Below are 13,617 nucleotides of genomic sequence, written 5' to 3'. Positions count from 1 at the left end.
AGTGTGACCCCGGGACCCACAAGAGGTCTAGTCCACTTACGTGGTGTAGACCTTGATCCGATTATCGGAAACTTTTCGGAGCGGATGGCGCGGAGCGCCGGAGTTGGGGCAGGAAGCAGTGCAGCGGCGGAGCTTGGCAAGGACGATCGCGGCGATATCCGCACTGGGACTGACAGGGGTCCTCGGCGGATGCGGTCTCGGCGGAGGCTCCTCCGACATCACCCTGGAACTGGTCGCCGCCGACTACGGCACCGGCGTGGACGACAGCTCGAAGAAGTACTGGGCCGCCCTGACGGAGGAGTACGAAGCCGAGCACCCGGGCGTGCGGATCGACGTCACCGTCCACTCCTGGAACGACGTCGACCGCAAGGTCAAGGAGAGGGTCGACGCGGGCGACCCGCCGGACATGGCCCAGATCGGGGCGTACGCCGACTACGCGGCCGACGGACTGCTCTACAAGGCCGACGACCTGCTCTCCATCCCCGTACAGGCCGATTTCGTCGCGCAGTTGGCCACCGCGGGCCAGATCAGCGGCATCCAGTACGGCATGCCGTTCGCCTCCTCCACGCGCGTGCTGTTCTACAACAAGGCCCTGTTCGAGGACGCCGGCCTCACCCCGCCCACCACCTGGGACGAACTCGCCGCGAACGCCGAGGTGTTGAAGGAAGAGGGCGTGAAGTACCCCTACGCCCTGCCCCTCGGCCCGGAGGAGGCGCAGGCCGAGACCATGCAGTGGCTGCTCAGCGGCAAGGGCGGCTACACCGACACCACGGACGCCTACGTCTTCGACTCCGCGCAGAACACCGCGACCGTCACCTGGCTGAAGGACGAACTGGTCGGCAAGGGCCTGACCGGTCCCGTCGCACCCGGCGAACTCGACCGGGCCGACGCGTTCGCCGCCTTCACCGCCGGCGACGTCGGCATGCTGAACGGCCATCCGTCGCTGATCGGCATGGCCGAGCAGAAGGGCGTGGAGTTCGGCACCGTGCCGATGCCGGGGGCCGACGGCGAGAGCAAGGCCACCCTCGGCGTCGCCGACTGGATGACGGCCTTCGACAAGAGCGGCCACCGCGACGAGATCGGCGACTTCCTCGACTTCGTCTACAGCGAGGAGAACGTGCTCGAATTCTCCCGCGCCTACGACCTGCTGCCGGTCACCGCCTCCGCGTCCCGCGTGATGGACGGGTCCGCTGAGGACAAGGAGCTCCGGCCCTTCCTCGACCAGCTGACGACCGCGGAGCTCTACCCGGTCGGCAAGACCTCCTGGGCCGACGTCAACGCGGAGATCAAGCAGCGGATCGGCAAGGCCGTGGCCCCGAACGGCAGCCCCGAGGACGTGCTGGGCCGGCTCCAGACGACCGCCAAGCGCGCGGAGAGCGCGGGGTAGGGCACCCTGCCCGCTGCCCGCTGCCCGCTGCCCGCTGCCCGCTGCCCGCGGACCGGCTGTCGGCGGCGGGGGCTACCGTGCGGGTATGGACCAGGGCCCAGGCATGGACGAGGAGCGGGAACAGGGGCAGGAGCGGCTGGCGCGGCGCGAGCGGGACGTCCTCGCGCTGGAGCGCCGCGGCTTCCTCGGACCCGGCGCGAAGGAGCGGGCGATCCGCGAGGAGCTGGGCCTGTCCCCGGTGCGTTACTACCAGCTCCTCAACGCCCTGCTCGACGACCCCCGCGCCCTGGCCCACGACCCGGTCACCGTGAACCGGCTCCGGCGCGTCCGGGAGTCCCGCCGCACGGAACGCTGAACACGGGCCGCGTCCGCGTCCAGCGTCCAGCGTTCCGCGTTCAGCGCGGCGGGTGGACGTCGCCGGCCGGTCGGCCGCTCACTCCGTTCGCGGAGCCAGGGCCCGCGCCAGCGCCCCGAGCAGGTGGACGACCCCCTCGGGGCCGTCGACCACCACGTCCGCGCGTTCCCGCAGCTCCGTGACCTCGTCGCTGCCGCTGCACACCAGCACACCGGGGACGCCGTCCGAGCGGAGTGCGTCGACGGCGGCGTAGGCGGGGAGGTCGCCCAGGTCGTCCCCCGCGTAGAGGACGGACCCGGCGCCGATCTCGCGGGCGTACTCCGCCAGGGCGACTCCCTTGTCCATGCCCGGCGGACGCAGCTCCAGGACCATGCGGCCGGGCTCGACGACCAGCCCGTGCCGGTGCGCCAGGCCGGTCAGCGGCTCGCGCAGCGCCTCGAGGGCGGCCTGGGGGTCGGCGGCCCTGCGGGTGTGGACGGCCACCGCGCGGCCCTTCTCCTCGGTCCAGGTGCCCTCCGCGGCGCCGGCCCGGTCGAGCAGCCCCGGCAGTTCCGCGCGGACGGCGGCGACCCCGGGGTGCGGGGCGGGCGCGGTGATCTCACCGGTGGCGGCGTCCCAGCGCTCGGTGCCGTAGTGGCCGAGGACGACGAGGTGCTCCAGTCCGGGGACGTCCGCGAAGCCGCCGTTCCGCACCGCGACCGCGGGCGGCCGGCCGGTGACCACCGCCACGGAGGCCACCCGCGGGGCGAGCGCGGCGAGCGCGCGCACCGCGCCGGGATGGGCGCGGGCCTGCTCGGGGTCGGCCACGATCGGCGAGAGCGTCCCGTCGAAGTCGAGGGCGATCAGCGCCTTCCCCGGCCGCGCGAGCAGCGCGTCGAGCCCGTCCCGCCCGGCCCGCGTGGCGGGCACCGGCAGGGGGGCGGAGGCGCCGGCCTCACCGGCGTCGGGGTAGGTGACGTTCGGGTCCGTGGAATCCGCAGAGCTGCCCATACCACCAACCTATCCACGCCCGCCCGTCCGCACGCACAGGTGACCGGCCGTCCAGGGACGGCGGGGAGGCCGGGGAGGGGCGGGCGGCCGGGCGGGCGGCCGGTTCCGGTTCTCTAGCTTCCGTCCCGCAGCGCGTTCAGCTGGTCCAGGAACCACTGCTGCGGCGGCAGCGCCGTCGCCGCCTCGGCCAGGCGTTTGGCGCGCTCGGTCCGCTCCTCCGGGCGCATCGTGAGTCCTTCGTGCAGGGCCCGCGCCGTATCGACCACGTCGTACGGATTGACGGCGATCGCGTCCTCGCCCAGTTCCTCGTACGCGCCCGCCTCCCGGGACAGCACCAGCGCGCAGCCCCGGTCGGACAGGATCGGGATCTCCTTGGCGACCAGGTTCATCCCGTCCCGGATGGGGTTGACCAGGGCCACGTCGGCCAGCCGGTAGGCGGCCAGGGAGCGCGCGAAGTCGTCCTCGACGTGCAGGACGACGGGCCGCCAGCCCGGGGTCCCGTACCGCTCGTTGATCTCCTCGGCGACCCGCTGCACCTCGGCCGTGTAGTCGCGGTACACGGCGAGGTCCTGCCGGGAGGGGTAGGCGAAGGCGATGTGCACGACGCGTTCGCGCCACTCGGGGCGGTCGTCGAGGAGCTGCCGGTACGCGAGCAGGCCGCGCACGATGTTCTTCGACAGCTCGGTCCGGTCGACCCGGACGACGGCCTTGCGCGGGGTCCCGTCGGGGGCGGTGCCGATCTCCTCGCGGAGCGCGACGATCCGTTCCTCGACGTCCGCCTCGTGCGCGCGGCCGCGCAGGAAGTCCGCGTCGGCGCCCAGCCCGTGCACCCCGATCGCGGTCCGTCCGAGCCCGTCCGCGAACTGCTCGCAGCACGCGGTGAACGCGTCCGCCCAGCGCCGGGTCAGGAAGCCGAGCCGGTCCGCGCCCAGCATCCCGCGCAGCACCTGCCCGGCGATGTCGTCGGGCAGCATCCGGAAGTACTCCGGCGGGGCCCACGGCGTGTGCGAGAAGTGACCGATGCGCAGGTCGGGACGGAGCTCCCGGAGCAGCCCCGGGACCAGCGTCAGGTGGTAGTCCTGCACCACGACCGAGGCCCCCCGGGCCGCCTCCTGGGCCAGCGCCTCGGCGAACGCCCGGTTGTAGGCCTCGTAGGACGCCCACTGCCTGCGGAACTCCGCGTCGAAGACGGGCTCCAGCGGTGTCTGGTACAGCATGTGGTGCACGAACCACAGCACCGAGTTCGCGATGCCGTTGTACGCGTCGGCGTGTACGTCCGCGGGGATGTCCAGCATCCGCACGCCGTCCTCGCCGATCCCGCGCCGCACGGCCTCGCGGTCGCCGTCGGACAGCGCCGAGCACACCCACAGCGCGTCCGCGTCCGACCCGATCGCCGACAGCCCGGACACCAGTCCGCCGCCGCCCCGTCTGGCGCGCAGCGAACCGTCCTCGCCCACCGTGTACGAAACGGGGCCGCGGTTCGACGCGACCAGCACCTGAGCACCCTGACCAGCCTGGATGGAAGCCATACGCCTCAACCTAGCCCGCCTCCGAAACGCTCAAACGTGCGGATCAGCCGTATGCGGATCGGCTCCTCGGCCGTATACGACCGGATACGCCCGGAACGCCAGGTCAAGGGCTGGGGCGGGGAGCGCGGGCCGTCGTGGTCAGGCCACCCGGCGGGACTGGTACTCGGCTATGTCCGTCATCGGGGGCCGCTCCTCCGTGTCCACCGGGTGGGTGCGGGGCTCGAAGCCGGCGACGGTGCGTTCGAACTGGGTGAGCGCGGGGCGGACGAGGTGGCCGCGGGCCAGGCGGAGGTGGGCGGTGCGGTAGATCGCGGCGGCCATCCGGCCGAGGGCCTGGCCGTCCTGGTGGCGGTGCTTGCGGACGCCGACGTCGACCTGGGCGAGGGCGTCCAGGCCCACCAGGTGCAGGGCGTCGACCAGCATGCCCAGCTCGACGCCGTAGCCGACGGGGAAGGGCAGCCGCTCCAGGAGCGAGCGGCGGGCCGCGTACTCGCCGCCGAGCGGCTGCACGAAGCCGGCCAGCCGCGGCCAGTGCAGGTTGAGCAGCGGGCGCGCCATCAGCTCCGTGACCCTGCCCCCCTGGCCGGCCGCGGAGCCCAGGGGCCGGTCGTACATGGCCTTCACCAGCTGCACGTCCGGATCGGTGAGCAGGGGGCCGACGATGCCGGAGACGAACGCGGCGGAGAACTCCCTGAGGTCCGCGTCGACGAAGCAGACGATGTCCCCCCGGGTGACCAGCAGGGAGCGCCACAGCACCTCGCCCTTGCCGGGCACGGCGGGGATGCGGGGCAGGATCGTGTCCCGGTGCACCACGGTCGCGCCCGCCGAGGCGGCCGCCTGGGCGGTGCGGTCGGTCGAGCCGGAGTCCACGACCACGATCTCGTCGACCAGCGGGACCCGCAGCATCAGGTCGTGCCGGATCGCCGTGACGATCCCGCCGACCGTGGCCTCCTCGTTGAGCGCGGGCAGCACCACGCTCACCGTCTGTCCCGTGGCGCGTTTCGCGGCCAGGAGGCGGTGCACCGGACGGTCGGTCACGGACCAGGAGCGGTCGGCCAGCCAGCGCTCGACTTCTTCCAGCACGGTCGGCGGCTCCTCACCTCTGCGGTCCATAACTCCTCTGGTCCATACTCCTGCAGCCCGTACCCGGACGGCCCGCACTCCTGTGATCCATGCCCCTGTGATCCGTCTCGCGGTTCGGACGTGCTCTCTCCACCGTCCTGGCCTTCGGTTACAGTCTTGAACAACGCGGATGGACCCCGCACATCGGGGGTCGTGGCCCTCACCGGTCCTCGTCCGCGCCGTACGGCCGCACGACATACAACCGCACGACACAACCGCATACAGCTCATCCAGAGGGGCAGAGGGAAACGGCCCGATGAAGCCCCGGCAACCCTCCAGCCGGTTCTCGTAGATCACCGTCGATCGACGATCACAGCGCATTGCGGTGTTCACCGCGCAGCGCGGTGGATCGCGTCGCTGATCGTCCTCGCGAGGCTCCCGGCTAGGGAAGGTGCCAAATCCGTCTCACGGCGAGATGCGTCGTGAGGAAGATGAGGAGAAAGGGCCTCGCCTCACATGGCTGTGCAGACTGCTGAAAGCACTACGGAATCCGTCGCCGGATCCGCCGCGCCCTCCGTCGATCTCGGCCCCGCCGCCGCGCTGTCCTGCCGCGAGTGCGGCCACCGCGTACCGCTCGGTCCGGTCTTCGCCTGCCAGGAGTGTTTCGGCCCGCTGGAGATCGCCTACGACTTCTCGGACCACGACACCGAGGAACTGCGCCGGCGCATCGAAGCGGGCCCCGCGAACATCTGGCGCTACGCGCCCCTGCTGCCCGTTCCCGCCGACGTGGCGACCAAGCCGAACATCAACCCCGGCTGGACCAAGCTCGTCCAGGCCGACAACCTCGCCCGCGAACTCGGCGTCACCGGCGGCCTGTACGTCAAGGACGACTCCGGCAACCCGACGCACTCCTTCAAGGACCGGGTCGTCGCCCAGGCCCTGGAAGCCGCCCGCGCCTTCGGCTTCACCACCCTCTCCTGCTCCTCCACGGGCAACCTCGCCGGTGCCGTCGGCGCCGCCGCCGCCCGCGCCGGACTGCGCTCCTGCGTGTTCATCCCGCACGACCTGGAGCAGGGCAAGGTCGTCATGGCCGCCGTCTACGGCGGGGAACTCGTCGGCATCGAGGGCAACTACGACGACGTGAACCGCTTCTGCTCCGAGCTGATCGGCGACCCGGCCGGCGAGGGCTGGGGCTTCGTCAACGTCAACCTGCGGCCGTATTACGCCGAAGGCTCCAAGACCCTCGCGTACGAGATCTGCGAGCAGCTCGGCTGGCGGCTGCCCGACCAGCTCGTCGTCCCCATCGCCTCCGGCTCGCAGCTCACGAAGATCGACAAGGGGCTGCGGGAGCTGATCGAGCTCGGCCTCGTCGAGGACAGGCCGTACAAGATCTTCGGTGCCCAGGCGGAGGGCTGCTCGCCGGTGTCGGCCGCGTACAAGGCGGGCCACGACGTCGTCCGGCCGCAGAAGCCGAAGACCATCGCCAAGTCGCTCGCCATCGGCAACCCCGCCGACGGCCCGTACGTCCTGGACATCGCGCGCCGCACCGGCGGCGCGGTGGAGGACGTGACGGACGAGCAGATCGTGGAAGCCATCCGGCTGCTGGCCCGGACCGAGGGCATCTTCGCCGAGACCGCGGGCGGCGTGACCGTCGGCGTCACGAAGAAGCTGATCGAGAACGGCGACCTGGACCCGGCCCTGACCACCGTCGTGCTCAACACCGGCGACGGTCTCAAGACGCTGGACGCGGTGGCCGACACCGGCCTGACCGCGACCATCCGCCCGAACCTGGACTCCTTCCGAGAGGCTGGCCTCGCATGAGCGTGACCGTTCGCATCCCCACCATCCTGCGTACCTACACCGGCGGCAGGGCCGAGGTCGGCGCCGAGGGTGCCACGCTCGGCGACGTCATCGCCGACCTGGAGAAGAACCACACCGGGATCGCCGCCCGGGTCCTCGACGACCAGGGCAAGCTGCGCCGCTTCGTCAACGTCTACGTCAACGACGACGACGTGCGTTTCGAGCAGGGTCTTCAGACCGTGACCCCGGACGGTGCGGGTGTGTCGATCATTCCGGCCGTCGCCGGCGGCTGATCATTACCATCGGTAATCAGTGTGACTGAGCGTTCATCGAATGGCCCCCTCCGTGAGAGAAGCGGAGGGGGTCATTCCATGGGATTGAACGCGATAGAGTCGGGGAACACGGCCCCGATTTCCCCATCGGGAACCATTAATTCCTGCCGCCCGCCCGACTGGATGTAGCCAAAGTCTGGGCCCTTTCTGCGGCTTTTGCGGCGTTTGCCCGGCCTGACTTGCCCTGAAATCGGGCGAACTACCGTCACATTCCGGACCGGCGACGTCGAGATTTCTCGTCCGATTGACCTGTTGCAGAGGGCAGTTGGGCAGATACATTCAGCCGCGGTCGACGCGTTCCGGCGCACGCCCCCAACCGTTTGGGGAGTGAGGTCTGACCCGGATCCGCGAAGTGCGGATCTGTGCAAGGGCCAGTAATAGGGGAGTTAGGCATGGCTCAGGGCACCGTCAAGTGGTTCAACGCGGAGAAGGGATACGGCTTCATCGCGGTCGACGGTGGTGCGGATGTTTTCGTCCACTACAGCGCGATCCAGATGGACGGCTACCGCACCCTTGAAGAGGGCCAGCGGGTCGAATTCGAGATCTCGCAGGGCCAGAAAGGCCCGCAGGCCGACATGGTTCGCGTCACCGCCTGAACGCGCTACCAGCAACCACAAGAATTTTCCTGCCAGCGAAGGGCTCGTGTCCCCGGGGTCGCCCCCCGGGGACACGAGCCCTTCGCCCTGCCCGGGGTCCGCCCCGCCGCTCGTCCCGCCGTTCGTCCCCGGAGCGGGGCCCAGGGGCGAGACCTGGGGGCGGGCTCCGGGATGAGTTCGTTCCCCGCTCCGCTTCCCCGCTCCGCTTCCCCGTCCGTCTTGTCCGGGTGTTCGCGGGTGGCTGAGTCGCCCGCCGATCCTCGAAGGCGCTTGCACTCGCATGGGTCGAGTGCTAATCATTGCGTTAGCACTCTGAAGGTGAGAGTGACAACGTAAGGACCGGGTCGGTGAGGCCCGCAGTGCCGGTGGAGCAAGGAACCGCCGGGTCTGTGAGCCGTCCGTCGCGGGCGCGGGCGCGGTCCTGGAGTCATCACCCCCAGTCCTGGAGGGACCACTTCACATGGCCAAGATCATCGCGTTCGACGAGGAGGCGCGGCGCGGCCTCGAGCGCGGCATGAACCAGCTCGCGGACGCCGTCAAGGTGACGCTCGGCCCCAAGGGCCGCAACGTCGTCCTCGAGAAGAAGTGGGGCGCCCCCACGATCACCAACGATGGTGTGTCCATCGCCAAGGAGATCGAGCTCGAGGACCCGTACGAGAAGATCGGCGCCGAGCTGGTCAAGGAAGTCGCCAAGAAGACGGACGACGTCGCCGGTGACGGTACGACCACCGCGACCGTTCTCGCCCAGGCCCTGGTCAAGGAGGGCCTGCGCAACGTAGCCGCCGGCGCCAACCCGATGGCCCTCAAGCGCGGTATCGAGAAGGCCGTCGAGGCCGTCTCCGGTGCCCTGCTGGAGCAGGCGAAGGACGTCGAGACCAAGGAGCAGATCGCCTCCACGGCCTCCATCTCCGCCGCCGACACCCAGATCGGCGAGCTCATCGCCGAAGCCATGGACAAGGTCGGCAAGGAAGGCGTCATCACCGTCGAGGAGTCCCAGACCTTCGGTCTGGAGCTGGAGCTCACCGAGGGTATGCGCTTCGACAAGGGCTACATCTCGGCGTACTTCGCCACCGACATGGAGCGTATGGAGGCGTCGCTCGACGACCCGTACATCCTGATCGCCAACTCCAAGATCGGCAACGTCAAGGACCTGCTGCCGCTCCTGGAGAAGGTCATGCAGTCGGGCAAGCCGCTGCTGATCATCGCCGAGGACGTCGAGGGCGAGGCCCTGTCGACCCTGGTCGTCAACAAGATCCGCGGCACCTTCAAGTCCGTCGCGGTCAAGGCCCCGGGCTTCGGCGACCGCCGCAAGGCCATGCTCGGCGACATCGCCATCCTCACGGGCGGCGAGGTCATCTCCGAGGAGGTCGGCCTCAAGCTGGAGAACGCCACGATCGACCTCCTGGGCCGCGCCCGCAAGGTCGTCATCACCAAGGACGAGACCACCATCGTCGACGGTGCCGGCTCGGCCGACCAGGTCCAGGGCCGCGTGAACCAGATCCGCGCCGAGATTGAGAACAGCGACTCGGACTACGACCGCGAGAAGCTGCAGGAGCGCCTGGCGAAGCTCGCCGGCGGTGTCGCGGTCATCAAGGCCGGTGCCGCCACCGAGGTCGAGCTCAAGGAGCGCAAGCACCGCATCGAGGACGCCGTTCGCAACGCGAAGGCGGCCGTCGAGGAGGGCATCGTCGCCGGTGGCGGCGTGGCCCTGCTCCAGGCCTCCTCGGTGTTCGAGAAGCTGGAGCTCGAGGGTGACGAGGCGACCGGCGCCAACGCCGTGAGGATCGCGCTCGAGGCCCCGCTGAAGCAGATCGCCGTGAACGCCGGCCTCGAGGGCGGTGTCGTGGTGGAGAAGGTGCGCAACCTGACCCCGGGCCACGGCCTGAACGCCGCGACCGGCGAGTACGTCGACCTGGTCAAGGAAGGCATCATCGACCCGGCCAAGGTGACGCGTTCCGCGCTGCAGAACGCCGCGTCGATCGCCGCGCTGTTCCTGACCACCGAGGCCGTCATCGCCGACAAGCCGGAGAAGGCCTCCGCGGCCGCTCCGGGCGGCATGCCGGGCGGTGACATGGACTTCTGAGCCTGATTCACCTCAGGTTCGGACCCGGTCCGTCAGTACCGAGGGCGGCACCCCCTGCACAGCAGGGGGTGCCGCCCTCGGGCGTTTCCACGTGCGGGGTGGGAGGGCGGGGTGGGGCCCTTTGTCCATTCCTTGGAAAGAGGGCTCGGGGCTCGGCGCTTGGGCCTCGGAGGCGGGTGTGACCGGGCTCACGCCCGAGGGGGAGGGGTGGGCGGAATGCCTCCCCGTGGTCGCCGGTTGGTGCCGGTGTGCATTTAATGCATGCGCACATACCAAATGGTATCCACAGCGAGGAGCCCCCCACGTGACCGTCACCGCCACGGAGACCGCCGCCCGAGCCGCCGCGTTGCTCTCCCGTCCGGCCGTGATCAACGGCCTGACCGTCCCGAACCGCATCGCGATGGCACCGATGACCCGCATGTTCTCCCCGGGCGGTGTTCCCGGCGAGGACGTGGTGTCGTACTACTCCCGGAGGGCCGCCGCCGGTGTGGGGCTGATCGTCACCGAGGGCACGTACGTGGGGCACGAGTCGGCCGGTCTCAGTGACCGGGTGCCGCGGTTCCACGGGGAGGAGCAGCTGGCCGGCTGGGCGAAGGTCGCCGACGCGGTGCACGCGGCGGGCGGCACGATCGTGCCGCAGCTCTGGCACATCGGCATGGTCCGCGAGCAGGGGCGGGCGCCGTATCCGGACGCCCCGGCGATCGGCCCGTCCGGCGTGCGCACGGACGGCACCGAGGGCGCGGGCAAGACGATGACGCGGGCCGACATCGACGACGTGGTCGGCGCGTTCGCGCAGGCCGCCGCGGACGCCGAGCGCATCGGCTTCGACGGCGTGGAGCTGCACGGCGCCCACGGCTACCTCATCGACCAGTTCCTGTGGGCGGGCACCAACCGTCGTGCCGACGCCTACGGCGGCGACCCGGTGGCGCGGACGAAGTTCGCCGCGGACGTCGTCGCGGCGGTCCGCGAGCGGGTCTCGCCCGCCTTCCCCGTCATCTTCCGCTTCTCGCAGTGGAAGCAGGACGCCTACGACGCCCGCCTCGCCGAGACCCCCGGGGAGCTGGAGGCGATCCTCGCACCGCTCGTGGCCGCCGGTGTCGACGCCTTCCACGCCTCCACGCGCCGCTACTGGCTCCCGGAGTTCGAGGGCTCGGAGATGAACCTGGCCGGCTGGGCGAAGAAGCTGACCGGCAGGCCCGCCGTCACCGTCGGTTCGGTCGGCCTGAACGGGGAGTTCCAGGAGGCGTTCCAGGGGCGGGGCGCGGAGCTCGGCAGCCTCGACAACCTTCTCGACCGGCTGGAGCGCGACGAGTTCGACCTCGTCGCGGTGGGGCGCGCGGTGCTCCAGGACCCCCAGTGGGCGGCGAAGGTCCTCAGCGGGCGCATCGACGAGCTCGCACCGTACGACGCGGCGTCGCTCAAGACGCTGAGCTGAGTCCCGGAGGAGGGGGCGGAGGAGTCGGCGCACGCGTCCCGCGGGACACGTGCGCCGACAGCGCCGTCGCCGGTGTCGTCCTGGCCCAGATGACCACGCGGCTCGGTTCGTTCGCGGTGCCGTCCGAGGACGCCTTCCGTACGGTGCTGGCGCTCGGCTCGGGCGCCGCGCTCGTCGGATTCGTCGTGGCGGCCTTCATCCCGCGCCGGCGCCCGGAGGGACCGACCGCGGCGCGTGCGGAGAGCGCGACCGGGGCGGGGACCGAGTCCCCCGAGTCCCCCGAGGTTCCGGCAGCCAAGGCGTAGTCCCGGAGCCGCGGGCCGCGGGGAGCCGGGCGTTAAGGAGTCCCCGTCGGCTCGCTGCCGGTCCGTGCCGGGATGCCCCACACGCGCAGTACCTCGTAGTCGGTGAACTCGAGCACCAGCCGGTACGCCATGGCGGGCCGGGGCCCGCGCTGCTCGGCCGTGATGAACAGTTCGGCCTCGCGGCGGTCGCGGCGCGGGGTGCCGCACAACTGCCACGCCTGACCGTTCCACAGCTGCGGCAGCCAGCGCTGCTGTGGCTGGGGACGGTCGCCGTGCATTCCGTACCGGGACGGGACGGGCCCGGTGGGCGTCTGCTGGGGCGCCGGCCCGTTGAACTCGGCGCGGCGGGCCGTACGGCGCCGGGTCTCGCACAGCAGACACAGGTCGGGGGCGCTCTCGTCGACCGGGCCGGTGGGGTGCTCGGGGCAGCGCGTGCTGGGCACGGCCGTGCTGACGCTCTCCTCCAGCCGGTCCAGCGCGCGCTTCAGATCCGCCCGGACCTCGTGCAACTTGGCGTCCGGGCTGTCCCCGGACAGGGCCTCGCCGTGCTCACCGAGGACGCGCAGGGCGCGGCCCAGTGCGGTGAGCTGCGCGTGGTTCATGGTCGCCTCCGGGGTGGGGTGGGCGGGTCCAGTATCCCAGTCCCGGGTGCGAGGGGTTCGGGCCCGGGCCGGTCCGGGTCAGCCCGTGGCGTCCTGCGCTCCCGGTCCCGGTCCCGGCGCCTTCGTCAGCGCGGCGCGCAGGTGGCCGTGCGAGTCGGTGAGGAGGCGGGCCGCGGTCGGGCCGTCCACGTCGGCCAGCAGGACCAGGATGGCGTTCTTCACCTCGCCGTCCGTGGCGGTCAGGGCGTGTTCGATGTCGGCGTCCGCCGCCCCCGTCGCGAGGGCGACGATACGGCGGGAGCGGGCGCGCAGCTTCTCGTTGGAGGCGCGGACGTCCACCATCAGGTTCCCGTACGTCTTGCCCAGCCGGATCATCGTGATCGTCGAGATCATGTTGAGGACGAGCTTCTGGGCGGTGCCGGCCTTGAGGCGGGTGGAGCCGGTCAGCAGCTCCGGGCCGACGACCACCTCGATGCCGTGCCCGGCCGCCGCGACGAGCGGGCTGCCCGCGTTGCAGGCGAGGCCCACCGTCAGGGCGCCTCGCGCGCGGGCGTGCGCGACGGCGCCGACGGCGTACGGCGTGCGCCCGGAGGCGGAGACGCCGACCACCGTGTCGTCGGCGGTCAACGCCAGCGCGTCCAGGTCTGCCGCGGCCAGCTCCGCGGAGTCCTCGGCGCCCTCGACCGAGGTGACCAGGGCGCCGGGGCCGCCCGCGATCAGGCCGACGACCTGACCGGGGTCGGTGTTGAAGGTCGGCGGGCACTCGGAGGCGTCCAGGACGCCCAGCCGGCCGGCGGTGCCCGCCCCCGCGTAGATCAGCCGGCCGCCCCGGGCCATCCTCTCGGCCACGGCGTCGATCGCGGCGGCGATCGCGGGCAGCCGCTCGGCCACGGCGGCGGCGACGGTGGCGTCCTCGCCGTTCATCAGCCGGGCGATGCCGAGGGTGGGCAGCCGGTCGACGTCCGCCAGCTCCGGACGGAACGCCTCGGTGGTCAGGGTCTCCAGCTCCGCGCGGAGAGTGCGGGGTCGGAGCGTGTCGGACGTGCCAGACGTGTCGGACGTGCCAGACGTGCCAGACGTGCCAGAAGCAGCAGGCGTGTCGGGTGCTTCGGGCGCGGAGAACTCGGACATGTGGGTCATG

Annotated in this window: 13 protein-coding genes and 1 riboswitch; of the genes, 8 read left to right on the top strand and 5 right to left on the bottom strand. The window is 71.3% G+C overall.

Translation table 11 applies throughout. The features are described 5' to 3' along the window. Window positions 1-118 precede the first annotated feature (118 nt). Together OHB56_RS19405 and OHB56_RS19400 are read left to right on the top strand one after the other, a co-directional pair. On the top strand, window positions 119-1,387 hold the full coding sequence (locus OHB56_RS19405) for an extracellular solute-binding protein (protein ID WP_406354688.1): 1,269 nt from the start codon (window positions 119-121) through the stop codon (window positions 1,385-1,387). Window positions 1,388-1,472: 85 nt separating this feature from the next. Continuing rightward, window positions 1,473-1,742, top strand: coding sequence for a DUF3263 domain-containing protein (locus OHB56_RS19400; protein ID WP_240497584.1), 270 nt, complete (start codon window positions 1,473-1,475; stop codon window positions 1,740-1,742). A 78-nt stretch (window positions 1,743-1,820) separates the two neighbouring features. Here the strand turns inward: OHB56_RS19400 and otsB are convergent, their stop codons facing one another. The 3 genes from otsB to OHB56_RS19385 form a co-directional block, all read right to left on the bottom strand. Further along, entirely contained in the window at window positions 1,821-2,732 is a 912-nt protein-coding gene (gene otsB / locus OHB56_RS19395; protein ID WP_406354686.1) for a trehalose-phosphatase, read from the bottom strand. 113 nt (window positions 2,733-2,845) lie between these two features. Further along, window positions 2,846-4,261 (bottom strand): trehalose-6-phosphate synthase, encoded by a 1,416-nt coding sequence (locus tag OHB56_RS19390; protein WP_406354684.1) that lies wholly within the window; start codon window positions 4,259-4,261, stop codon window positions 2,846-2,848. Between the two features lie 138 nt (window positions 4,262-4,399). Further along, on the bottom strand, window positions 4,400-5,344 hold the full coding sequence (locus OHB56_RS19385) for a glucosyl-3-phosphoglycerate synthase (protein WP_326757053.1): 945 nt from the start codon (window positions 5,342-5,344) through the stop codon (window positions 4,400-4,402). 262 nt (window positions 5,345-5,606) lie between these two features. Next, a riboswitch (SAM riboswitch) is annotated at window positions 5,607-5,821 on the top strand. An 18-nt stretch (window positions 5,822-5,839) separates the two neighbouring features. Between OHB56_RS19385 and thrC the strand changes: the two genes are divergently transcribed. The 6 genes from thrC to OHB56_RS19355 all read left to right on the top strand — a co-directional run bounded on the left by thrC (window position 5,840) and on the right by OHB56_RS19355 (window position 11,874). Next, a complete protein-coding gene (gene thrC, locus OHB56_RS19380) occupies window positions 5,840-7,144 on the top strand; it encodes a threonine synthase (RefSeq protein ID WP_326753418.1) in 1,305 nt (434 codons plus the stop codon). Then, complete coding sequence (locus OHB56_RS19375) at window positions 7,141-7,416, top strand: MoaD/ThiS family protein (protein WP_326753417.1); 276 nt, start codon at window positions 7,141-7,143, stop codon at window positions 7,414-7,416. Before thrC ends, OHB56_RS19375 begins: the two co-directional genes overlap by 4 nt. Window positions 7,417-7,847: 431 nt before the next feature. After that, the gene (locus tag OHB56_RS19370) at window positions 7,848-8,051 is read left to right on the top strand and encodes a cold-shock protein (protein ID WP_004986573.1); all 204 of its coding nucleotides are present in this window, start codon (window positions 7,848-7,850) and stop codon (window positions 8,049-8,051) included. A gap of 460 nt (window positions 8,052-8,511) precedes the next feature. Next, a complete protein-coding gene (gene groL / locus OHB56_RS19365) occupies window positions 8,512-10,134 on the top strand; it encodes a chaperonin GroEL (RefSeq protein ID WP_055598117.1) in 1,623 nt (540 codons plus the stop codon). Window positions 10,135-10,438: 304 nt separating this feature from the next. Further along, the gene (locus OHB56_RS19360; protein ID WP_406354682.1) at window positions 10,439-11,569 is read left to right on the top strand and encodes an NADH:flavin oxidoreductase; all 1,131 of its coding nucleotides are present in this window, start codon (window positions 10,439-10,441) and stop codon (window positions 11,567-11,569) included. 89 nt (window positions 11,570-11,658) lie between these two features. Continuing rightward, complete coding sequence (locus OHB56_RS19355) at window positions 11,659-11,874, top strand: hypothetical protein (protein ID WP_406354680.1); 216 nt, start codon at window positions 11,659-11,661, stop codon at window positions 11,872-11,874. Between the two features lie 32 nt (window positions 11,875-11,906). Here OHB56_RS19355 and OHB56_RS19350 read toward each other — a convergent pair whose 3' ends face one another. Both OHB56_RS19350 and murQ read right to left on the bottom strand, forming a co-directional pair. After that, window positions 11,907-12,476, bottom strand: coding sequence for a hypothetical protein (locus tag OHB56_RS19350; protein ID WP_326753415.1), 570 nt, complete (start codon window positions 12,474-12,476; stop codon window positions 11,907-11,909). Between the two features lie 78 nt (window positions 12,477-12,554). After that, complete coding sequence (murQ, locus tag OHB56_RS19345; protein WP_406354678.1) at window positions 12,555-13,616, bottom strand: N-acetylmuramic acid 6-phosphate etherase; 1,062 nt, start codon at window positions 13,614-13,616, stop codon at window positions 12,555-12,557. Window position 13,617 lies beyond the last annotated feature (1 nt).

The organism is Streptomyces sp. NBC_01635 (genome assembly GCF_045209715.1).
GTDB lineage: Bacteria > Actinomycetota > Actinomycetes > Streptomycetales > Streptomycetaceae > Streptomyces > Streptomyces hirsutus.
Note: the sequence above shows the minus strand (reverse complement) of the source record. Positions and strands in the feature narration are given on the sequence as shown.